21 protein-coding genes and 1 tRNA gene are annotated in these 20,139 nt (G+C 70.8%); 6 read left to right on the forward strand and 16 right to left on the reverse strand.

The annotated features are described in order from the left end of the window. Positions 1 to 43: 43 nt before the first annotated feature. Both ACFPYL_RS17935 and pdxT read right to left on the reverse strand, forming a co-directional pair. Positions 44 to 823: a YebC/PmpR family DNA-binding transcriptional regulator gene (locus ACFPYL_RS17935; protein WP_379157338.1), complete on the reverse strand. Its 780-nt coding sequence runs from the start codon at positions 821 to 823 to the stop codon at positions 44 to 46. A 15-nt stretch (positions 824 to 838) separates the two neighbouring features. Then, positions 839 to 1,432, reverse strand: a complete 594-nt coding sequence (gene pdxT, locus ACFPYL_RS17940; RefSeq protein ID WP_379157341.1) for a pyridoxal 5'-phosphate synthase glutaminase subunit PdxT — start codon at positions 1,430 to 1,432, stop codon at positions 839 to 841. Between the two features lie 25 nt (positions 1,433 to 1,457). Between pdxT and ACFPYL_RS17945 the strand changes: the two genes are divergently transcribed. Further along, a complete protein-coding gene (locus ACFPYL_RS17945; RefSeq protein WP_379158143.1) occupies positions 1,458 to 2,600 on the forward strand; it encodes a serine hydrolase domain-containing protein in 1,143 nt (380 codons plus the stop codon). 7 nt (positions 2,601 to 2,607) lie between these two features. Here ACFPYL_RS17945 and pdxS read toward each other — a convergent pair whose 3' ends face one another. The 6 genes from pdxS to ACFPYL_RS17975 all read right to left on the reverse strand — a co-directional run bounded on the left by pdxS (position 2,608) and on the right by ACFPYL_RS17975 (position 8,539). Then, positions 2,608 to 3,495: a pyridoxal 5'-phosphate synthase lyase subunit PdxS gene (pdxS, locus tag ACFPYL_RS17950; RefSeq protein ID WP_379157344.1), complete on the reverse strand. Its 888-nt coding sequence runs from the start codon at positions 3,493 to 3,495 to the stop codon at positions 2,608 to 2,610. Next, a complete protein-coding gene (gene pgsA / locus ACFPYL_RS17955; RefSeq protein WP_379157347.1) occupies positions 3,488 to 4,117 on the reverse strand; it encodes a phosphatidylinositol phosphate synthase in 630 nt (209 codons plus the stop codon). Before pgsA ends, pdxS begins: the two co-directional genes overlap by 8 nt. Before the next feature lie 40 nt (positions 4,118 to 4,157). Beyond that, positions 4,158 to 5,342, reverse strand: coding sequence for an ROK family protein (locus ACFPYL_RS17960; protein ID WP_379157350.1), 1,185 nt, complete (start codon positions 5,340 to 5,342; stop codon positions 4,158 to 4,160). A gap of 25 nt (positions 5,343 to 5,367) precedes the next feature. Further along, positions 5,368 to 6,618 carry a sugar ABC transporter permease gene (locus tag ACFPYL_RS17965; protein ID WP_379157352.1) on the reverse strand — a complete coding sequence of 417 codons (1,251 nt, stop codon included), beginning with the start codon at positions 6,616 to 6,618 and terminating at the stop codon, positions 5,368 to 5,370. Beyond that, positions 6,615 to 7,373: an ATP-binding cassette domain-containing protein gene (locus ACFPYL_RS17970; protein ID WP_379157355.1), complete on the reverse strand. Its 759-nt coding sequence runs from the start codon at positions 7,371 to 7,373 to the stop codon at positions 6,615 to 6,617. The genes ACFPYL_RS17965 and ACFPYL_RS17970 overlap by 4 nt, the downstream gene beginning before the upstream one ends. Before the next feature lie 92 nt (positions 7,374 to 7,465). Next, on the reverse strand, positions 7,466 to 8,539 hold the full coding sequence (locus ACFPYL_RS17975; RefSeq protein WP_379157358.1) for a sugar ABC transporter substrate-binding protein: 1,074 nt from the start codon (positions 8,537 to 8,539) through the stop codon (positions 7,466 to 7,468). Positions 8,540 to 8,997: 458 nt separating this feature from the next. On the opposite strand from ACFPYL_RS17975, the gene xylA reads away from it, so the two are divergent. Together xylA and ACFPYL_RS17985 are read left to right on the forward strand one after the other, a co-directional pair. After that, the gene (xylA, locus tag ACFPYL_RS17980; protein WP_379157361.1) at positions 8,998 to 10,182 is read left to right on the forward strand and encodes a xylose isomerase; all 1,185 of its coding nucleotides are present in this window, start codon (positions 8,998 to 9,000) and stop codon (positions 10,180 to 10,182) included. A gap of 78 nt (positions 10,183 to 10,260) precedes the next feature. After that, positions 10,261 to 11,961 carry a SpoIIE family protein phosphatase gene (locus ACFPYL_RS17985; RefSeq protein WP_379157364.1) on the forward strand — a complete coding sequence of 567 codons (1,701 nt, stop codon included), beginning with the start codon at positions 10,261 to 10,263 and terminating at the stop codon, positions 11,959 to 11,961. Here ACFPYL_RS17985 and ACFPYL_RS17990 read toward each other — a convergent pair. Beyond that, positions 11,933 to 12,703 carry an inositol monophosphatase family protein gene (locus ACFPYL_RS17990; protein ID WP_379157367.1) on the reverse strand — a complete coding sequence of 257 codons (771 nt, stop codon included), beginning with the start codon at positions 12,701 to 12,703 and terminating at the stop codon, positions 11,933 to 11,935. The two genes, ACFPYL_RS17985 and ACFPYL_RS17990, sit on opposite strands and share 29 nt — an antisense overlap. Beyond that, the gene (locus ACFPYL_RS17995; RefSeq protein ID WP_379157370.1) at positions 12,700 to 13,221 is read right to left on the reverse strand and encodes an HIT family protein; all 522 of its coding nucleotides are present in this window, start codon (positions 13,219 to 13,221) and stop codon (positions 12,700 to 12,702) included. Before ACFPYL_RS17995 ends, ACFPYL_RS17990 begins: the two co-directional genes overlap by 4 nt. A gap of 22 nt (positions 13,222 to 13,243) precedes the next feature. Between ACFPYL_RS17995 and ACFPYL_RS18000 the strand changes: the two genes are divergently transcribed. Further along, positions 13,244 to 13,756, forward strand: a complete 513-nt coding sequence (locus ACFPYL_RS18000) for a GNAT family N-acetyltransferase (protein ID WP_379157372.1) — start codon at positions 13,244 to 13,246, stop codon at positions 13,754 to 13,756. Here the strand turns inward: ACFPYL_RS18000 and ACFPYL_RS18005 are convergent. The 4 genes from ACFPYL_RS18005 to ACFPYL_RS18020 form a co-directional block, all read right to left on the reverse strand. Beyond that, positions 13,707 to 14,663: a hypothetical protein gene (locus tag ACFPYL_RS18005; RefSeq protein WP_379157375.1), complete on the reverse strand. Its 957-nt coding sequence runs from the start codon at positions 14,661 to 14,663 to the stop codon at positions 13,707 to 13,709. The two genes, ACFPYL_RS18000 and ACFPYL_RS18005, sit on opposite strands and share 50 nt — an antisense overlap. An 8-nt stretch (positions 14,664 to 14,671) precedes the next feature. After that, positions 14,672 to 16,663 carry a threonine--tRNA ligase gene (gene thrS / locus ACFPYL_RS18010; protein WP_379157378.1) on the reverse strand — a complete coding sequence of 664 codons (1,992 nt, stop codon included), beginning with the start codon at positions 16,661 to 16,663 and terminating at the stop codon, positions 14,672 to 14,674. A 75-nt stretch (positions 16,664 to 16,738) separates the two neighbouring features. Then, positions 16,739 to 17,380, reverse strand: a complete 642-nt coding sequence (locus ACFPYL_RS18015; RefSeq protein WP_379157381.1) for a hypothetical protein — start codon at positions 17,378 to 17,380, stop codon at positions 16,739 to 16,741. A 48-nt stretch (positions 17,381 to 17,428) separates the two neighbouring features. Beyond that, the gene (locus ACFPYL_RS18020) at positions 17,429 to 18,121 is read right to left on the reverse strand and encodes a hypothetical protein (protein ID WP_379157383.1); all 693 of its coding nucleotides are present in this window, start codon (positions 18,119 to 18,121) and stop codon (positions 17,429 to 17,431) included. Between the two features lie 27 nt (positions 18,122 to 18,148). On the opposite strand from ACFPYL_RS18020, the gene ACFPYL_RS18025 reads away from it, so the two are divergent. After that, entirely contained in the window at positions 18,149 to 18,607 is a 459-nt protein-coding gene (locus ACFPYL_RS18025; protein ID WP_379157388.1) for a GNAT family N-acetyltransferase, read from the forward strand. Between the two features lie 39 nt (positions 18,608 to 18,646). Here ACFPYL_RS18025 and ACFPYL_RS18030 read toward each other — a convergent pair. Beyond that, positions 18,647 to 18,718 (reverse strand) — tRNA-Val (locus ACFPYL_RS18030). 99 nt (positions 18,719 to 18,817) lie between these two features. On the opposite strand from ACFPYL_RS18030, the gene ACFPYL_RS18035 reads away from it, so the two are divergent. Beyond that, positions 18,818 to 19,240: an SsgA family sporulation/cell division regulator gene (locus ACFPYL_RS18035; RefSeq protein WP_379157391.1), complete on the forward strand. Its 423-nt coding sequence runs from the start codon at positions 18,818 to 18,820 to the stop codon at positions 19,238 to 19,240. On the opposite strand, the gene ACFPYL_RS18040 is transcribed toward ACFPYL_RS18035, so the two are convergent. Continuing rightward, positions 19,229 to 20,050 (reverse strand): aminotransferase class IV, encoded by an 822-nt coding sequence (locus ACFPYL_RS18040; RefSeq protein WP_379157394.1) that lies wholly within the window; start codon positions 20,048 to 20,050, stop codon positions 19,229 to 19,231. The two genes, ACFPYL_RS18035 and ACFPYL_RS18040, sit on opposite strands and share 12 nt — an antisense overlap. Positions 20,051 to 20,139 lie beyond the last annotated feature (89 nt).

Genomic DNA, 20,139 nt, shown 5'->3' on the forward strand with positions numbered 1-20,139 from the left:
CTTGCTCAACCACCAACGATCGGGCCCGCTGACGCGGCCCCGATCACGCGTCGATGGACTCGAGCACGTCGTCGGGGATGTCGGCGTTGCTGAAGACGTTCTGGACGTCGTCCAGGTCGTCGACCGCGTCGACGAGGCGGAAGACCTTGCCCGCGACATCGACCTCGCTCACCGGGATGTCCATGGTCGCCACGAACTGCACCTCGGCCGACTCGTAGTCGATGCCGGCCGCCTGCAGCGCCGTGCGTACGGCGACGACGTCACCCGACTCCGACTGGATCTCGAAGCTGTCGCCGTGGTCGTTGACCTCCTCGGCACCGGCGTCGAGCGTCGCCTCGAGGATGTCGTCCTCGGAGACCTCCCACGGCTTGCCACCGCGCTCCTGGCTCTTCTCGACCACGACGACGCCCTTGCGGGTGAAGAGGCGGGAGACGGAGCCCGGGTCGGCCATGGTGCCGCCGTTGCGGGTGACCGCGGTGCGGACCTCCATCGCGGCGCGGTTGCGGTTGTCGGTCAGGCACTCCACCAGCAGGGCCACGCCCTGGGGACCGTAGACCTCGTACATGATCGTCTCGTAGTCGACGCCACCGCCGTCGAGGCCACCGCCGCGCTTGACCGCGGAGTCGATGTTCTTGTTGGGCACCGACTGCTTCTTCGCCTTCTGCACGGCGTCGTAGAGCGTCGGGTTGCCGGAGAGGTCGGGGCCACCCATCTTGGCCGCGATCTCGATGTTCTTGATCAGCTTGGCGAACAGCTTGCCGCGCTTGGCGTCGATCGCGGCCTTCTTGTGCTTGGTGGTCGCCCACTTGGAGTGGCCAGACATACGTCCCTCTTCTTCTCAGACCTCGGTCACCAGATCCACGAACTGCCGGTGGACCCGGGAGTCGCCACCCACCTCCGGGTGGAACGACGTCGCCATCAGCGAACCCTGACGGACCGCGACGATCCTACCCGCGGCCGGACCGTGCTCGACACGTGCGAGCACGTCGACCTCCGGTCCCACCGCCTCGACCCACGGCGCACGGATGAAGATCGCCTGCACCGGCTCGGTGAGACCGGCGAACTCGAGCTCGCCCTCGAACGAGTCGACCTGGCGCCCGAAGGCGTTGCGCCGCACGGTGATGTCGAGCCCGCCCAGCGTCTCCTGGTCGGCGGTGCCGTCCTCGATGCGGTCGGCCAACATGATCATCCCGGCGCAGGTGCCGAAGGCCGGCATCCCCTCCTTGAGCCGCTGGCGGATCGGCTCGAAGAGGTCGAAGGTGCGGGCGAGCTTGGCCATCGTCGTCGACTCACCGCCCGGGATCACCAGGCCGTCGCACGCCGCCAGCTCCGTCGTACGGCGCACCGTGGTCGCCCGGACCCCGAGGCCGTCGAGCATCCGCACGTGCTCACGCACGTCGCCCTGCACGGCGAGCACTCCGATGGTCGTCACGAGCGTGCATTCTAGGAACGTGCGAATGATCGTCGGCGCCCTGGCCACCACCGTCCTGCTCAGCGGGTGCTCCGCGAGCGGTCCAGCCAGCTCTGACGCGGGCAGCGACTCGCCGGCCGTCACCGTCAGCACCGGGTCTGTGCCGAGGGTCGTCGACGGGTGGCCGACCGCCGCACCGGCGAAGCTCGGCTTCCGACCGCAGCGCCTGGCAGCCATGGCACGGGACGCGAAGCGCAAGGACAGCACCTGCTTCGCGGTCGTGCGCAAGGGGAAGCTGGCCGGCGACTGGAACTGGGGCACCCCGCGGCTCCAGCCACGTGAGGTGTTCTCGGTGACCAAGTCGGTCACCAGCACCCTGGTCGGGATCGCGGTCCGGGACGGCTCGCTCGCCCTCGACGACCGCGTGTCGACGTACGTTCCCGCCTGGCGAGGCACCGAGTCGCGCGCCGTCACGGTGCGCAACCTGCTGTCCAACGACAGCGGCCGCTTCTGGTCGGTGGACAGCGACTACGTCAAGCTGCTCCAGGCCGCCGATCGCTCGACGTACGCCGTGCGCCTGGGTCAGCAGTACGCACCCGGGACCACGTGGGCCTACAACAACGCGGCGATCCAGGTCCTCGACCGGGTCATCGCGAAGGCCACCGGCATGACGACCGCGGACTTCGCCGCCGAGCGCCTCTTCACCCCGCTCGGGATGACGCACACGCGGATGACCCCGGACACCAGCGGCCGGTCGACGAACGCGTTCTTCGGCCTCCAGACCACCTGCCTCGACCTGGCCCGCTTCGCCCGGCTCTACCTCGAGCGCGGGAAGGTCGGGCCGAGGCGGATCCTCGCCGCCGGCTACGTGAAGGCCGCCACCGGCCGCTCGTCCACGAAGCTCAACGCGGCCTACGGCTACCTGTGGTGGCTGAACCGGTACGGCGAGCTCCGCGGCGCCACCGACCAGGTCGACCCGGCCGGACAGCCGGTCACCGAGCACCAGGGCCGACTGGTGCCCGGCGCGCCGGTCGACCTCTTCTCCGCGATCGGGCTCGGCGGCCAGATCGCGATGGTCGACCCGGGGTCGCGCACGATCGTGGTCCGCATCGGGCCGGCGAAGGCCTCGACCGCCGGCGCCTACACGCTGCGCGACGCCGCCCGGGCCGTCACCTGGGCGCTGCGCTGAGCCTGGGCTACCAGCCGCGCTCGGCGAGCCGGTGCGGCTGCGGGATCTCCTCGACGTTGATGCCGACCATCGCCTCGCCCAGGCCGCGCGAGACCTTGGCGACCATGTCGGGGTCGTCGTGGAAGGTGGTCGCCTTGACGATCGCCTCGGCGCGCTGAGCGGGGTTGCCCGCCTTGAAGATGCCGGAACCGACGAAGACGCCCTCGGCGCCGAGCTGCATCATCATCGCGGCGTCCGCCGGGGTCGCGATGCCGCCGGCGGTGAAGAGCACCACGGGGAGCTTGCCGTTGGCGGCGACCTCCTTGACGAGGTCGTACGGCGCCTGGAGCTCCTTCGCGGCGACGTACAGCTCGTCGTCCTCGAGGGCACCGAGCCGGCGGATCTGCTTGCGGATCGTGCGCATGTGGGTGACGGCGTTCGAGACGTCGCCGGTGCCGGCCTCACCCTTGGACCGGATCATCGCCGCACCCTCGGTGATGCGACGCAGGGCCTCGCCCAGGTTGGTCGCACCGCACACGAAGGGCACGGTGAACGCCCACTTGTCGATGTGGTTCTCGTAGTCCGCCGGGGTGAGCACCTCGGACTCGTCGATGTAGTCGACACCGAGCGACTGGAGCACCTGCGCCTCGGCGAAGTGGCCGATCCGCGCCTTCGCCATCACCGGGATCGAGACGGCCTCGATGATGCCGTCGATCATGTCCGGGTCGCTCATCCGGGAGACCCCGCCCTGGGCACGGATGTCGGCCGGGACCCGCTCCAGCGCCATCACGGCGACCGCGCCGGCGTCCTCGGCGATCTTGGCCTGCTCGGCGTTGACGACGTCCATGATGACGCCGCCCTTGAGCATCTCCGCCATGCCGCGCTTGACCCGGGTCGTGCCTGTGCTCTCACTCATGGGGAGAGGGTAGTGCCGCCTCCGCCAGGGCCTGCTTCCGGACCACCCACACCCGCTGGACGACGGTCACGGTGGAGGCGATCGCCAGTGCCCACAGGGCGACGTACATCAGCACGGGCAGGTCGAAGATCGCGCCCAGCCCGGTCATCACGAGGATCAGGACGAGCCGGTCGGCCCGCTCGGCGATGCCGACCTTGACGTCGAACCCGAGGGTCTCGCCGCGCGAGCGGGCGTACGACGTGACGCCGCCCATCAGCAGGCAGACCAGGCTCAGCACCAGGTAGAGCCGGCTGGGGTCCTCCCAGGCGAAGTAGAGCGCGAGGCCGATGAAGATCGCGCCGTCACCGACGCGGTCGAGGGTGGAGTCCCAGAACGCGCCGAACTTGCTCACCCGGCCCGTGGTGCGCGCCATGTAGCCGTCGAGCAGGTCGCTGAAGACGAAGGCGGTGATCACCAGGACGCCGGTGAGCAGCTTGCCCTGCGGGAAGAAGACCAGGGCTCCGGCGCAGACGCCGAGCGTCCCGACGAAGGTGACGGCGTCGGGGCTGACGCCGAGGCGGATCAGCAGGTGGGCGACCGGGGAGATGACCTTCGTGAAGAAGGCGCGGAAACGTTCCATCATGGCGGCAGCAGGCTACCGGTCCGGGCGGCGTACGCCGCGCTCAGACCGCCTGCGGGACCGCCTGCGGCCGGTCGAGGACGGGCTCGAAGGCGAGCTCCGCGGCCCCGATCAGCGGCGAGTCGTCGCCGAGCCGGGCCGAGCGGATGACCGTGTCGGCACGCGGCGACATCAGGCTGCTGCTCTCGAAGGACTCGACGACCCGGGTCTCCGCCGCGCGCCAGACCTGGGCCAGGCAGCCACCGAGCACGACGACCTCCGGGTTGAAGAGGTTGACGATCGCGCGGATCCCGATGCCGCACCACTCGGCGACGCCGTCCACCGCTGCCGCCGCCCGGGCCTCGCCGGCCTCCGCCGAGGCGATCACCTCGGCCACCGCCGGCGGCCCGCCGCCGGTGAGCCGGCCGGCGTTCTGCAGCAGGACGTTCTCGCCGACCTTCATCTCCCAGCAGCCGATCGCACCGCAGCGGCACTCCGGCCCCTGGCTGTCGACCTGCATGTGGCCGACCTCGCCGGCGTAGCCGCGGGCACCGGTGAGCGGTCGACCGCCCACCAGGAAGCCGCCGCCGATACCGACGCTGGCGCTGAGGTAGGCGACCTCGGAGTAGCCGACGGCAGCGCCGCGGATGTGCTCGGCGAGCACCCCGAGGTTCGCGTCGTTGGCCGTCGAGACCGGCCGGCCGAGCCGCGTCGCGAGCAGCTCGGTGAAGGGCTCGTCGTACCAGCCCAGGTTGGGCGCGAAGCGCACCAGCCCGTCGCTGGCCCGCACCGCCCCGGGAACGGCGGCGCCGATCCCGAGGCAGCGCCGGTGCTGCGAGGCCGAGAGGGTCTCCTCGATCATCTGGGCGACCGACTCGACCACGTGGGCCACGTCGTGCTCGCCGCGCTGGTGGCCTCGGGTACGACGGTCCAGGACCTCTCCCCCGAGACCGACCAGCGCGACGGCGATCCGGTCGACACCGACGTCGACCGCGACCACCACGTTGTCCTCCCGCGGCACCACCAGGTGCGACGGGCGACCGCGCCCACCCACCACCGCTGTCTGCTCGGTCACGAGACCGAGCGACTGCAGCTCACCGGTGAGCGCACCGATGGTGCTCCGGTTGAGTCCGAGCTGCTTGGTGAGCACAGCTCGCGTGGTCGGTCCGTGCGTGTGCACCGTCTGGAGGATGGCGCGCAGGTTCGCACGCCGCAGCTCCTCGGTGCCGACGCCGGTGGGGGTGGGCACGGTCATTCCTCTCCGGCCGACCTCGTCAGGCGCGACCGGACGCGGTGGCGCGCCGACGGCTGATCGCGTCGACGCTGGCCGCGACGAGCAGCACCAGACCGGTGACGATGTACTTCCGGCTGTCGGGCTGGTTCATCAGGCCCATGCCGTTGGCGATCACCGCGATGACGGTGCCGCCGATGACGGCGTCGACGATGCGGCCCTTGCCTCCGAAGAGGCTGGTGCCACCGATGACGGCCGCGCCGACGGCGTACAGCAGCGTCGGGCCACCACCGGAGACGTTGTTCACGCCGCCGCTGTAGCTCGCGAGCATCATGCCGCCCACCGCCGCGACCGTGGAGCACATCATGAAGCAGCTCAGCTGGACGAACTTCACGTTGATGCCGGCACGACGTGCCGCCTCCATGTTGCCGCCGACGGCGTACACGTGGCTGCCCCACTTGGTCTTGCTCAGCAGCATGCTGAGCACGAGGGCGAGCCCGAGGATGATGACGAGCGAGATCGGCACACCCTTGATCGACTTGATGTGCGCGTTGGGGCTGCGCTCGATCGAGAGGTAGAAGGTGACCAGGAAGACCACGACGGCCAGACTGCCCGCCTTCAGGGCCCACAGGAGGTCCGGCTCGCTCGTGAGCCCGTTGCTCCGACGCCGCCGGTTCTTCACGAACGTCATCCCCGCGTAGACCACGACGAGCACCACCGCGATCGCCCATCCCACCCAGATCGGGAGGGTGTCGCTGTTGAGCTTCGCGATGAAGGTGCCCGAGTTGATCGAGCCCTTCTCGCCGATGAACGTCAGCAGGACGCCCTGGAGCGCGAGGAACGTCGACAGGGTCACGATGAACGACGGGATTCCGAGCCGGGAGACGATCAGGCCGTGGAACGTGCCGATCGCCGTGCCCGTGAGCAGCCCGGCCACGATGGCCAGGGCGGTCGGCCAGCTGTGGTCGGTGAGCAGGACGGACGTCACCGCCGCGCAACAGCCGGCGGTGAAGCCGGCCGCGAGGTCGATCTCGCCGAGCAGGAGCACGAAGACGAGCCCCATCGCGATGATCGTGACGCCGGCCGACTGCTGGATCAGGTTGCCGAAGTTGAAGGCCTTGGTGAAGGTCTCCGGACGCAGGATCGAGAAGGCGACGACGAGCGCGACGAGCCCGAGGATCGCGGGCAGCGACCCGACGTCGCCACCACGGATCTTGGCGACGTAGTCCTGCCACAAGGTGCTGGCGCTGTCGTCGGGCTGGACGTCGTGGATCTCTTCGGTAGTCGCGCTCATGCCGCGTCCCCCTTGTTCAGCTCGCCGGTCGTGATCGCCGTGACGATCCGGTCCCGGGAGGTCGTGGCAACGTCGATCTGCGCGACCATCTGGCCGAGGTAGAGGACAGCGATGTCGTCGGCGACCTCGAAGACGTCGTTGAGGTTGTGGCTGATGAGCACGACCCCGAGGCCACGGTCGGCCAGGCGACGCACCAGCTTGAGGACCTGCTCGGTCTGCGCGACGCCCAGCGCCGCGGTCGGCTCGTCGAGGATGACGACCTTGGAGTTCCAGAGGACCGCGCGCGCGATCGCGACGGTCTGGCGCTGTCCACCCGAGAGGCTGGCGACGCGCGTGCGCACCGACTTCAGGGTGCGGACCGAGAGGCCGTCGAGGGTCTCGCGAGCCCGGCCCTCCATCGTGTCCTCGTCCACGATGCCGTTCTTGGTGACCTCACGGCCGAGGAACATGTTGTGGACGACGTCCAGGTTGTCGCACAGCGCGAGGTCCTGGTAGACGACCTCGATGCCCAGCGCGTTCGAGTCGCGGGGGCTCTTCACGTGGACGGACTTGCCCTCGAACGTGTAGTCGCCCTCGTCGAACGGGTGGATGCCGGCGATCCCCTTGATCAGGGTGCTCTTGCCCGCTCCGTTGTCACCGACCAGCGCGGTCACGCGCCCGGGTCGGACCGTCAGGTCGACGCCACGCAGCACGTGCACGGCGCCGAAGGTCTTCTGAACGCCGCGCAGCTCCAGCAGCGGCTCTTCACTCGACATTGCTTGCCCTTCTGGGTCTTGAAGATGAAACCGGGGGCCCGCCCAGATGGGCGGGCCCCCGCTTGTGAAGCTGTCAGGCAACCGCTAGGCGGTCAGCTGACTCCGTACTTCGAGCACAGGTCCTCGATGCCCTTGCAGATGTCGGCAGCGGCGGCCTGGCCGGCGTCGACGACGGACTGCACGGAGTCGGCCGTGACCCACACCGGGGTGGCCAGCACGGACGGGACGTCGGTGCCGAGCTCGGAGTCGTTGACCGAGCCGGTCGCGATCGACGACGGGTCGTCGCCCTTGATGATCGCGATGGCCAGGTCAGCGGCAGCCTTCGCCTCGAGCGAGGTGTCCTTGAACACGGTGCCGCACTGGTAGCCCTGCAGGACGTTGGCGAGGCCCTCGGTGGTGGCGTCCTGGCCGGTCACCGGGATCTTGCCCTCGACGCCAGCGGACTTCTCACGGGCGATGACGCCGCCCGCCATGCCGTCGTTGGCGGTGACCAGACCCACGAGGTCCGGGTGAGCGGCGTAGAACTGGTCGAAGACCTTGCCCGCGGTGTCCGGGTCCCAGTCACCGGTCTGGTCGCCGACGACCTTGTAGCTGCCGTCGTCCTTGATGACCTGCTCGTAGCCCTGCTTGAACAGCGTGGCGTTGTTGTCGGTCGCCGCGCCGTTGATGAAGGCGATGTTGCCGCTCTTGACGCCCTTGCCCTGCAGGCAGTCGATCAGGCCCTGGCCCTGGAGCTGGCCGACCACGACGTTGTCGAACGACACGTAGTAGTCCGCGCCGCCGCCCAGCGTCAGCCGGTCGTAGTCGATGACCGCGATGCCGGCGTTCTTGGCCTTGTCGATGCACGCCTTGCCCGAGTCGGGGTCAAGGTCGGTCTCGATGAGGACGTTGACGCCCTCGGTGATCATCTGGTCGCAGAGCTGACCGAACGTGTCGGGCGAGCCCTCGGCGTTCTGGATGGTCGACTCGAGACCCGCAGCCTTGAAGGCGGCCTCGAGGTTCGGGCGGTCCTGGGTCTCCCAGCGGACCGACGTCTTCGAGTCGGGGAGGATGACCCCGACCTTGCCGGTCGCCGCGGCGCCGCTGCCGCCGTCGCTCCCGCCATCGCTGCCGCCGTCGCTGTCGCTTCCGCAGGCTGCGAGGGCGCCGAATGCCAGCACTCCCACTGCCGCGAGGGACGCGAGACGCGCACCGTTCTTCCTGACCATTTCCTCGACCTCCATGGTTCGGATCAACCGTGGACCGACGTCATGTGATCGCGGTCACGGCTTATGTTGTCCGGCACAACATACTTACCGACCCCAGGCTCGGCAAGCACCGGGCCACCCCGCGTTTTGTTGCACGTTCAAACCAAGTGTTCGCCCGCCTGAGCGTGACCGAATCGTAATCTGGCGGACTGGTCCGGAACGGCCCGGAAACCCGGTCGGCACGACGTCGACATCCCCTCCGACCCTCCAGAGGGCGCGAGAGGCGGACGGCGAGGTCCAGATCGGGGTGCCCTGTGACCACGATCACCGGGTATGTTGTCGGCGGCAACATACCCGGCTGCTTTCGGGCACCCACGGGCTGTTGATCTCGACTTTGTTGGATGACCAAACGAAATCGCGCTGGAGGCCTGACCACCATGACCACATCCACGACCGGATCCACGAACGACAGCTACGCCCCCACTCGTGAGGACAAGTTCTCCTTCGGTCTGTGGACCGTCGGCTGGCAGGGCGTCGACGTCTTCGGCGGCGCCGTGCGCCCCGAGCTCGCGCCGGCCGAGGCGATCCACCGGCTGAGCGACCTGGGTGCGTACGGCGTCACCTTCCACGACAACGACGTCTTCCCCTTCGACGCCTCCCCCGCCGAGAAGGAGAAGCACCTCGCGCCGTTCCGCAAGGCGCTCGAGGAGACCGGCCTGGTCGTCCCGATGGTGACGACCAACCTCTTCTCGCACCCGGTGTTCCGCGACGGCGGCTTCACCAACAACGACCGCGACGTACGCCGGTTCGCGATCCGCAAGGCAGCCGACCAGGTGGACCTGGCCGCCGAGCTGGGCGCCACGCTGTTCGTCGCCTGGGGTGGTCGCGAGGGTGCCGAGTCCGGCGCCGCCAAGGACGTGAAGACCGCGCTGGACCGCTACGCCGAGGCGTTCAACACGCTCGGTGCCTACGTGCTCGAGCAGGGCTACGACATCCGGTTCGCGATCGAGCCCAAGCCCAACGAGCCCCGCGGCGACATCCTGCTGCCGACCATCGGGCACGCGCTGGCCTTCATCAACGAGCTCGACCACCCCGAGCTGGTCGGCCTCAACCCGGAGACCGGCCACGAGGAGATGGCGTCGCTCAACTACGCCCACGGCCTCGCGCAGGCGCTGTGGCACGGCAAGCTCTTCCACATCGACCTCAACGGCCAGACCGGCCCGCGCTACGACCAGGACCTGCGCTTCGGCGCCGGCAACGCGCGCGGCGCGTTCTGGACCGTCGACATCGTCGAGAACGGCGGCTACGAGGGCCCCCGCCACTTCGACTACAAGCCGCCGCGGACCGAGGACATGGACGGTGTCTGGGCCTCGGCCGAGGGCTGCATGCGCAACTACCTGATCCTGCGGGAGAAGGTGCGCGCCTTCCGGGCCGATCCCGAGGTGCAGCAGGCGCTCAAGGACGCGCGGGTCGACCAGCTCGCCGTCCCGAGCCTGGCGGCCGGCGAGACCGTCGCCGACCTGCGCGCGGAGTCGTTCGACCCGGACGCCGCCGCCCAGCGGGGCATGGCGTTCGAGCAGCTCGACCAGCTCGCGCTCGAGTACCTGTACGGCGTGCGCTGAGCTGGACCCCGACGGACGATCTGGCTGGACACGCCTCGTTCCCCAGCCAGATCGTCCGTTGCTGTGGATACTGACCCCGTGGAGCGCGAGACCGACGAACGGCGACTGCTCCACGCGCTGAGCCTCACCGTGCTCGCGACCGACGGGCTCGGCGTCATCGCGTTCGCCAACGACGCGGCGAGCGAGCTGTTCGGCCGCAGCCCCGAGGAGCTGGTCGGCACCCACGTGCTCGACGTCGTCGCGCTCGGGCCGGGCGAGGCGCCGGCCCTGCCGAACGTGCTCGAGGGCATCCGCTGGCAGGGCGACGTCGTCGTCGGCCGCGCGGACGGCGAGGACCGGGTCGCCGCGGCCACCGTGAACCCGATCCTGGACACCGACGGCGGTGTCGTCGGCGCGATCGCGGTGCTGGAGGACATGACCGAGATCCGGCGTACGGAGGCGGAGGCGGCCGCCAGCGAGCTGCGGCTCCGGCTGGCCCACGCGGCCGCCGAGCTCGGCACCTGGCACTGGAACCTCCTCGACGGCACCAACGTGTGGGACGCCCAGATGCACCACATCTACGGGTTGCAGCCAGGCGGCTTCGACGGCACCTGGGACGCCTGGGTCGGCAGCATCCACCCGGACGACCGCGAGGAGGCGATCGCCGTCGTCCAGCGGGCCATGGAGGAGCGCGCCACCTACGTGCTGCGCAACCGGATCGTGCGCCCGGACGGCAAGCCCCGCTGGATCGAGGCGCACGGCAAGGTCCTCGTCGACGCCGAGGGCAACCCGGCCGGCACCATCGGCTGCGTCCAGGACGTCACCGCCCGGATCCGGCTCGAGCAGCGGCAGGAGGACGCCGCGGCGCGGGCCCTGCTGCTCCAGCAGGTGACTGCCGACTTCTCGCAGGCGCTGACTCCCGACCAGGTCTCGGCCGTGCTGGCCGACAGCCTCGAGCGGGTGCGCGCGCTGATCGGCGATGGCCCCGAGCTCGACGTGGACCGGTCGCTCTCGCAGGAGAACGCCCAGCTGCTCGACACGCTCACCACCCAGCACGCCATCGCCGCCGAGCGCGCCGAGCTCTTCCGGCGTACGACGGCGATCTCCGAGGAGCTCCAGTTCAGCCTGGCGGCGAGCCCGCTGCCGACGTTGGAGCGCTTCGAGATCGCGGCGTTCTACGCCCCGGGCGGCGACGACCTCGAGCACGTGGGCGGGGACTGGTACGACGCTGTCGGCACCTCGAACGGCGGCGTGGTCCTCGTGGTCGGCGACGTGATGGGCCGCGGCGTCCGCGCCGCGACGACGATGATCCACGTCCGGGCCGGCATCCGCGGGCTGCTCACCGTCGAGCCGTCGCCGGCGGCCCTGCTGGAGGCGGCCGACGAGATGATGGTCCGCGACGCGCCCGAGCAGTTCGTCACCGCGACTGCCGTGCTGGTGGACCCGGTGGAGGGCACTCTCGAGCTCTCCAGCGCGGGCCACGTGCCGCTGGTGCTCGTGCGGCCCGACGGCACGGCCGACGTGATCTCGCTGGGCTCGGGGCTGCCGCTGGGCGTCCAGCCCCGGCTGCGACGTACCTCCGAGCAGGTGACGCTCGAGCCGGGCTGCATCGCACTGCTGATCACCGACGGCGTCGTCGAGTCCCGGGGACACGACATCGACGAGGGCGTCGAACGCCTCCGCCGGCGGGCGGCCGAGCTGGTCGACCGCCCGCTCGCCGAGCTGGTGGCCGAGGTCGCGGCCCTGGCCGACGAACGCCTGCACGACGACGTCACGGTGCTGGCGGCGCGCCTCCGCTGAGCAGGGCCACGACCTCGGCGACCGCCGTGGGCACCCCGGCGACGTGCCAGTCCTTGCCTGCGGCGCGCACCGTGGCGACGTGGCCGCCGACACCGCGGATGATCGCGGCACCCGGCAGCTCGTCCCAGGGCGGCACGGAGTGCTGGCACAGCACGTGCAGCCGGCCCTCGGCGACCGCCATCGCGTCCATCGTGCCGGAGCCGAGCATCCGGACCGTGGCGGCTCCGTTGGCCATCCGGCCGAACGCGGCGCCGACCTCGTCGCCGTAGAACGGTGGGTGCAGGTAGGTCGTCAGGCAGGACTCGGCGAGCGGTCGGTCGACGATGGGGGCCAGCGGCACCCCGTCCACGCGTGGCTCCAGGTCCGGCCCGCCGACGAAGGTGCGTCCGGTCGCAGGGTGGTGGACCGCGCCGAGGAGCAGGTCGTCGCCGTCGGTCAGGGCGAGCGCGGAGCACCACCAGTCCAGACCGGCGACGAAGTTGTAGGTGCCGTCGACCGGGTCGATGACCCAGGTGCGGCCACTGGTGCCGTCGCGGGAGGCACCCTCCTCCCCCAGCACGCCGTCGTCGGGGCGCTCGCCGGCGAGGGTGTCGACGACGAGGCGCTCGGCCGCGTGGTCCGCGGCGGTGACGACGTCGGAGATCGACGCCTTCGTGTCGGCGTCGATGCCGTCGCCGCGCATCCGGAGGGCGAGCGTGCCGGCCTCGCGGACCAGGCGCGCCGCCAGGTCGGCGTCGGTCATCGCCACGCCTCGGCGAGCAGGGTCCGGGTGTCGGAGAGCAGCTGCGGCAGCGTCTTGGTGCCCGCGAGCACCGTGATGAAGTTGGCGTCCCCCGACCAGCGCGGCACGACGTGCTGGTGCAGGTGCTGCGAGAGCGACCCGCCCGCGACGCCGCCGAGGTTGAGGCCGACGTTGAAGGCGTGCGGCCCGCTGACCTCGCGCAGCACCTGGACGGCGCGCTGCGTCGTCGTCATCAGCTCCGTGACCTCGTCGGTGCTGAGGTCCTCGAGCTCGGCGACGTGCCGGTGCGGCAGCACCATCAGGTGGCCCGGGTTGTAGGGGTGCAGGTTCAGGACCGCGAAGCAGGTCTCGCCACGGTGGATCACCAGGCTCTCCTCGAGCGGCTGTTCCCCCATCGCGCAGAACGGGCACCCACCGCCGGTGGGCTCCGTCGGCGCGACGTACGCCATCCGGTGCGGGGTCCAGAGGCGGTCGAAGCCCTCGAACCCGTCGCGCTGGGCACCCGCGGGATCGGTCATGGCACAACCCTAGGGTGAGGCCATGATCCGTCCCGCACGACCCGACGACATGCGCGCCGTCGCCGACATCTGGCACCGCGCCTGGCACACCGCGCACCCGGGGCACGTGCCCGAGGGCCTCACCGCCGCCCGGACCCTGGAGGCGTTCCGGAGCCGCACCCCGAGCAGGGTCGCCGACACCACGGTCGCCGAGGTCGACGGCGAGGTCGCCGGCTTCACGATGGTCGCGGACGACGAGGTCGAGCAGGTCTTCGTCGACCCCGAACGGCACGGCTCCGGCATCGCCGCTCCCCTGCTGGCCGCTGCGGAGCAGCAGGTCGCGGCGGCCGGCCACGACGCCGCGTGGCTGGCCGTGGTGGTCGGCAACGCCCGGGCCCGCGCCTTCTACGAGAAGCACGGCTGGCACGACGCGAGCGACCTCCCCTACGAGGTCGTCGCCGACGGTACGACGTACGTCTCGCCCTGCCGGCGCTACGAGAAGGTGGTCAGTACTGGCGGAACCACTGCGACAGGTCGCTCACCCCGGGACAGGTGACGTCCAGGTCGCGGTTGGCCGCGACCCACTGACCGAGGACCGCAGGCCCGCCCTGGACCTGCCAGTCGTCGCCGCAGCGCGCCAGCGCCTCGGCCTGCGAGCTCTGGCCGGCGGCGCGCCACTCGGGCAGCCCGAGGGCGAGGTCGCCGACCACCTCGCTCCAGAGGTACGGCGTGGAGTAGACCCCGACGGCGTACCCGGCGTCGGCGTAGCCACGCGCGGCTCCCTGCACGACGGCACCGTTGGCCTCGACGTCGTCGCTCCAGTCGAAGTCGGGCACCGGCTCCACGTCGACCCAGATGATCGGGCTGTCGAGCCCGGCGGCGCGCATGGTGGCGACGTTCGCGAGCGCCTGCTGGTAGCCGGTGTTGGCGAGCCCGCCGACGTCCGTGGACCCGTCGAAGGGCCCGGTGCCGCCGTGCTCGGCCACCGCGGCGTCGTCCGGCTGGCTGACGACGGCGTACGCCGCGGCGAGGAGGTGTCGCTGCCGGATCCAGTCGACCTGCGAGGCCAGGCACGGGTTGGCGGTGAAGCCGGGGCCGTTGGTGAGCCCGACGACGACGTACTGCGCCTGGGGAAGCGGCATCGGCAGGCCCAGGGTCCGCCGCTCGGGGATGCCCATCCCCTTCGGGCACTGGGGCCAGCTGATGTCGGCGCCGAGCACGGGTCCGTCGGCGGGGAGGGTCGGCAGGGTCGGCGTCGCGCTGGGCAGCGCCGCCGCCTGCTGCTCGGCGAGCTGCGCGAGCGCCTGGAGGCGCGAGGTCTGCGGGTCGGCCGTCGGCGTCACGACGGCGGTCGGGCGCGGCGTCGTCGGCGCCGCCTCGGGCGGACCCGACGACCCTTCACTGGCCGAGCACGCCGTGAGCAGCGCGGCGACGGCTACCAGGGCCGCGCCGCGCCGCAGCACGGTGGCGGTCAGACCTGCTCGCGGGACGCGACAGCGTCGAGCACCCGCTGGATCGCCTCGGCGATGGGCACCCCGTTGTCCTGGCGCCCGTCGCGGTAGCGGAAGGAGACCGCGCCCGCGGCGACGTCGTCGGCCCCGGCGATCATCATGAACGGCACCTTCTGGAGCTGGGCGTTGCGGATCTTCTTCTGCATCCGGTCGTCGGAGTCGTCGACCTCGACCCGCAGGCCCTGCGCCTGCATCTGCTTCGCGACGTCGTACAGGTAGTCGGCGAAGGTGTCGGCGACCGGGATCGCCTGCACCTGCACGGGGGCGAGCCACGGAGGGAAGGCGCCGGCGTAGTGCTCGACCAGCACGCCGATGAACCGCTCGATCGAGCCGAACTTCGCCGAGTGGATCATCACCGGCTGCTGGCGGGTGCCGTCGGAGGCGACGTACTCGAGGTTGAACCGGTCGGTCGAGGGCTGGTTGAAGTCGTACTGGATCGTCGACATCTGCCAGGTGCGACCGATCGCGTCGCGCGCCTGCACGGAGACCTTGGGCCCGTAGTACGCCGCGCCGCCCGGGTCCGGGACCAGCTCGAGCCCCGACTCGATGCAGACGTCCTCGAGCACCTTGGTCGCGATCTCCCAGTCCTCGTCGGAGCCGATGAACTTGTCCGGCTTGGAGTCGTCACGCGTGGACAGCTCGAGGTAGAAGTCGTCGAGGCCGAAGTCGCGGAAGAGCCCGAGGCAGAAGTCGAGCAGGTGCCTGATCTCGTCGGGTGCCTGCTCCTTGGTGACGTAGGAGTGGGAGTCGTCCTGGGCGAAGCCGCGCACCCGGGTCAGGCCGTGGATGACGCCGGACTTCTCGTGGCGGTAGACCGACCCGAACTCGAAGAGCCGCAGCGGGAGCTCGCGGTAGGAGCGCTGGCGTGACCGGAAGATCAGGTTGTGCATCGGGCAGTTCATCGCCTTGAGGCGGTAGTCCATGCCGTCGACGTCGAGCGCCGGGAACATCCCCTCGCCGTAGTAGGGCAGGTGCCCGGAGGTGTAGAACAGCCCCTCCTTGGCGATGTGGGGCGTGCCGACGTACTGGAAGCCCTCCTCGATGTGCCGCCGGCGGACGTAGTCCTCCATCTCGCGCTTGATCACGCCGCCCTTGGGGTGGAAGACCGGCAGGCCGGACCCGATCTCGTCGGGGAAGCTGAAGAGGTCGAGGTCGCGGCCGAGCTTGCGGTGGTCGCGCCGCTCGGCCTCCTCGATCCGGTGCAGGTGCTCCTCGAGCGCCTCCTTGGACTCCCAGGCGGTGCCGTAGATGCGCTGCAGCTGCTTGTTCTTCTCGTCGCCGCGCCAGTACGCCGCCGCCGAGCGCATCAGCTTGAACGCCGGGATCCGCTTGGTGGTCGGCAGGTGCGGGCCGCGGCACAGGTCGCTCCACGCGACCTCGCCCTTGCGGTTGACGTTGTCGTAGATCGTGAGCTCGCCGGCCCCGACCTCGACGCTGGCGCCCTCGGTGCCGTCGGTGCCCGCGCCACCCTTGAGCCCGATCAGCTCGATCTTGTAGGGCTCGTCCTGCAGCTCGTTGATCGCGTCGGCGTCGCTGGTGACCCGGCGCTCGAAGCGCTGGCCCTCCTTGATGATCTTGCGCATCGCGGTCTCGATCTTCGCGAGGTCCTCGGGGACGAACGGGGTCTCGACGTCGAAGTCGTAGTAGAAGCCGTTCTCGATCGGCGGGCCGATGCCGAGCTTGGCGTCCGGGAAGAGCTGCTGCACCGCCTGCGCCATCACGTGCGCGGTCGAGTGCCGCAGGATGTCGTGTCCGTCGGGGCTGTCGATCGCGACGCCCTCGACCTCGTCGCCGTCGGCCAGCACGTAGGCGAGGTCCTTGAGGGCACCGTTGACCCGCGCCGCGATCACCGCGGTGTCGTCGGCGAACAGCTCCCAGGCCTTGGTGCCCGTCGTGACCGACCGGTCCTCACGCGCATCTGCGTGGGCGAGGACGATCTTGAGGTCGGACACGATGTCTCCTTGGGATGAGGAACGGGACGCTCGATCGTATCGACCGTCCCGCCCTGATCGCGAAGCAGTTCCGACTCAGGGGGCGGTGTACGCCCAGGTGCCGCTGAACCACATGTCTTCCCCTGCCGTGGTCGTCGCGGGGGTCCACTGGATGCTCACCGCGTTCCGCAGGAGCGTCTGCGTCGTCACCAGGTCCTTCACGTTCTCCCCCAACGGCGTGTAGACGCAGAACTGGCCCGGAGGCGCTGTCGGCGCGGCAGCGTTGCCCGTGCAGTCCAGGTCGACGTCGCCGGACTTCACGTTGGCCGACGAGGCGCCGAAGCCCATCGTTGCGTTCGCCAGCGCGACGGGCAGCTGCCCCGGGATCTGCAGCACGATGGCGTCGTCGGTCGAAGCGCCGGTCGTCGACCCGTCGAAGATGACGACACCGGTCACGGTGGTGCCGCTCGGGATGGTGTCCCACGCCGACAAGCCGCGCGGACCCGCGTCTCCCGGTGTCCCTGCCGGGCCAGCCGGACCCGCCACCGGCCGCGCGGCCGGCGCGAGGTCGGTGACCCCCACCGACTTGTTCTTGATGTCGGCACCGGTGATCGTGCCGTCCTTGATCTTCTTGCCGGTGATCAGGCCACCGGCGACGGCGCCGCCGGTGGTCGTGAGAAACATCAGGAGGGCCACGCCGATGACCACGGCGTACGACGGTCGCGGGAGCATCTTCATGCCGAGAGGCTAGGCGTCCGGGGCCGGCTCGGAGCCGGAATCGGCAGGTCAGTCCTTCTCGAGCCTGACCTTCCCGATCGCGCCGATCGGCGACGCGCAGGCATCGCCCCAGGTCGCGACGACGGCGCCGTTGCAGGCGCGGTAGCCCACCTCGTAGCCCTTGGCCGCGCCGCTGACCTTGAGGTAGCAGTCGTCCTCGCACTCCAGGCCGGTGATGCTGAAGACCCCGGCGCGGTTGGTGGTGTCGGTGCCCTCGGTCTGCCAGGTGTCGTTCATGCTCCGGGCGGCCACCTTGATGCCGCGCAGCGGCTTCTTCGTCTTCGCGTCGACGACGACGCCGCGGATGAACGCGGGGTTGGCCCGGATGGTGCCCAGGGCCGCGTGCGCGCCGTACGTCATGGCGTAGCCGACGCTGGGCTGGACGTACTTCGGCGCGCCGCCGACGAAGCCGCCCTGGAAGCGGCCGGGGGCGACCTGCACGTAGTACTCGTCGTCGGGCGACGGTCCGGCGTGGAGGGCGAACGTGCCTGCAGCGTCGGTGACGTCCGTGTCGACGACCACACCCGGGCCGCCCTCGGTGACCGTGCGGAGGCGAACCGTCTGGCCCGCGACGGGGCCGGAGCCCATGGCGTCGACGAGGCGGCCGGTGAGCGGGTCGGCGGCGTGAGCGGGCGCGGTGACCGCTCCGAGCGTGACGACAACCATCGTGAGGACCGAGGCGAGAGACGTGGCACGGCGCATGCCTCAGGCTACGTCTACTCTCGCGCCGTGGAGGTGAGTCCGGACGACCCGCGTCGCGACGACGTCGTCGCGCTGCTGACCGAGCACCTCGCCGACATGCGGGCGACCTCACCGCCGGAGAGCATCCACGCGCTCGACGTCGACGCTCTCGTCTCCCCCGCGATCACCTTCGTGACCGCGCGCGAGGACGGCGTGCTGCTCGGCTGCGGTGCGCTCAAGGTCCTCTCCGACGACCACGGCGAGGTGAAGTCGATGCGCACGACGTACGCCGCCCGCGGACGCGGCGTGGCGGCCGCGGTCCTCGGGTGGGTGGTCGACGAGGCCCGCGCCCGCGGTCTCCAGCGGCTCAGTCTCGAGACCGGCACCCAGGAGTACTTCGGAGCCGCGCACCGGCTCTACCTGCGCCACGGGTTCGTCGACTGCGGGCCGTTCAGCGACTACGTGCTCGACCCGCACAGCCGCTTCCTGACGCTCGCCCTGAAATGACAGCGGGGCCACACGCATCGCGTGTGGCCCCGATCTGTGTGGGCGATACTGGGTTCGAACCAGTGACCTCTTCGGTGTGAACGAAGCGCGCTACCACTGCGCCAATCGCCCCTCTGTAGCGGTCGCAGACTCTAGCCTACCGACGCGCCGGTCCAGAATTCGGGGGACGCCGGGTGCGTCACGACTCTCGTCCTCGCGCGTCTCCTCTCCGTGAACCAGCAGCCGACCTCGCGGACCCTCTCCCAGCCCGTCGCACTCCAGTGCCTCGATGCCCGGGGCCGCAGCATCGACCTCCCCGCCGTCCTCGGCTACGACCCCGCCGACCCGTGGGCCGTCGAGGTGGTCTTCGGGAAGCCGACCGAGACCGTGCGCTGGCTGATCGGGCGCGACCTGCTGCTCCAGGGCATGACCGAGCCCGCCGGCGAGGGCGACGTGCAGCTCTCCCCGAGCATCGACGAGTACGGCCGCGCCTGCGTCGTGCTCGAGCTCTGCTCGCCGCACGGCCGGCTGGTCACCCAGCTGGCCACCCGCGACCTGGGCGCCTTCCTCGGCCGCACGCTCGCCGTGGTGCCGGAGGGGACCGAGTCGGTCGACCTCGACCGGCTGGTCCAGTCGCTGACCTCAGAGGCCTAGGAGCTCCGGCTCCCGCTCGGCCCAGGTGGCGGCGGCCTCCCGGGTGATCGGCCCCGGCGCCGGCAGGTCCCGGCCGTCCCAGCTCGACACGGCCTGCACGTCGCGGGTCGTGGAGGCCAGGAACACCTCGCTCGCCCGCTCGACGACCTCGATCGGCTCGTCGACCTCGCGGCCGCCGTACCACTCCAGGATCAGCGCGCGGGTCACGCCCGCGAGGCAGCCGCTCGCCAGCGTCGGAGTCCGCAGCTCCCCGTCGACGACGTAGAAGACGTTGGAGCCGGTGCCTTCGCAGAGGTGACCGGCGAGGTTGGCGAAGATCGCCTCGCTCGCACCCTGCCGCTGCGCGGCGGCCAGGGCGACGACGTTCTCGGCGTACGACGTGGTCTTGAGGCCGGCCAGGGCGCCGCGCTCGTTGCGTGGCCACGGCACGGTGGCCACCGCCGTCGTCGCGGGCCACGCCTTCATCGCGTCCGCCACGACGACGACGGTCGGGGCAGCGTCGCCACGCCCCGACCCCATCGGCGCCGGGCCGCCGGTCACGGTGATCCGCAGCCGGCCCAGCGGCAGGTCGAAGCCGTCCAGCACGGCCGTGATCCCGTGCCGTACGGCCGCCTCGTCGACTCCCTCGAGACCCAGCCCCGCCGCCGAGCGGTGCAGGCGCTCCAGGTGCAGGTCGAGGGCGAAGGGCAGCCCGCCGACGACCTTGATCGCCTCGAACACCCCGTCCCCGACCGTCAGCCCGTGGTCCGCCACGGTGACGGCCGGGGCACTCGCATCGGGCAGGAGGTCACCGTTGATCCAGGCACGCATGCGGCAACCCTAGGAGCCTGGAGACCCCGCAAACGGCGTGCAACGCGCCGGGGTGGACCCGATTTTGCATGGTCTGGGGCTTGGGCTAC

It is taken from the genome of Nocardioides hankookensis, from assembly GCF_042658885.1.
GTDB lineage: Bacteria > Actinomycetota > Actinomycetes > Propionibacteriales > Nocardioidaceae > Nocardioides > Nocardioides hankookensis.

Excerpts from the sequence above, each read along its gene's own strand:
- ACFPYL_RS17935 (WP_379157338.1), bottom strand. The coding sequence starts at position 823 with ATGTCTGGCCACTCCAAGTGGGCGACCACCAAGCACAAGAAGGCCGCG.
- ACFPYL_RS17945 (WP_379158143.1), top strand. The coding sequence starts at position 1,458 with ATGATCGTCGGCGCCCTGGCCACCACCGTCCTGCTCAGCGGGTGCTCC.
- pdxS (WP_379157344.1), bottom strand. The coding sequence starts at position 3,495 with ATGAGTGAGAGCACAGGCACGACCCGGGTCAAGCGCGGCATGGCGGAG.
- pgsA (WP_379157347.1), bottom strand. The coding sequence starts at position 4,117 with ATGATGGAACGTTTCCGCGCCTTCTTCACGAAGGTCATCTCCCCGGTC.
- ACFPYL_RS17965 (WP_379157352.1), bottom strand. The coding sequence starts at position 6,618 with ATGAGCGCGACTACCGAAGAGATCCACGACGTCCAGCCCGACGACAGC.
- ACFPYL_RS17970 (WP_379157355.1), bottom strand. The coding sequence starts at position 7,373 with ATGTCGAGTGAAGAGCCGCTGCTGGAGCTGCGCGGCGTTCAGAAGACC.
- xylA (WP_379157361.1), top strand. The coding sequence starts at position 8,998 with ATGACCACATCCACGACCGGATCCACGAACGACAGCTACGCCCCCACT.
- ACFPYL_RS17990 (WP_379157367.1), bottom strand. The coding sequence starts at position 12,703 with ATGACCGACGCCGACCTGGCGGCGCGCCTGGTCCGCGAGGCCGGCACG.
- ACFPYL_RS17995 (WP_379157370.1), bottom strand. The coding sequence starts at position 13,221 with ATGACCGATCCCGCGGGTGCCCAGCGCGACGGGTTCGAGGGCTTCGAC.
- ACFPYL_RS18000 (WP_379157372.1), top strand. The coding sequence starts at position 13,244 with ATGATCCGTCCCGCACGACCCGACGACATGCGCGCCGTCGCCGACATC.
- ACFPYL_RS18015 (WP_379157381.1), bottom strand. The coding sequence starts at position 17,380 with ATGAAGATGCTCCCGCGACCGTCGTACGCCGTGGTCATCGGCGTGGCC.
- ACFPYL_RS18020 (WP_379157383.1), bottom strand. The coding sequence starts at position 18,121 with ATGCGCCGTGCCACGTCTCTCGCCTCGGTCCTCACGATGGTTGTCGTC.
- ACFPYL_RS18040 (WP_379157394.1), bottom strand. The coding sequence starts at position 20,050 with ATGCGTGCCTGGATCAACGGTGACCTCCTGCCCGATGCGAGTGCCCCG.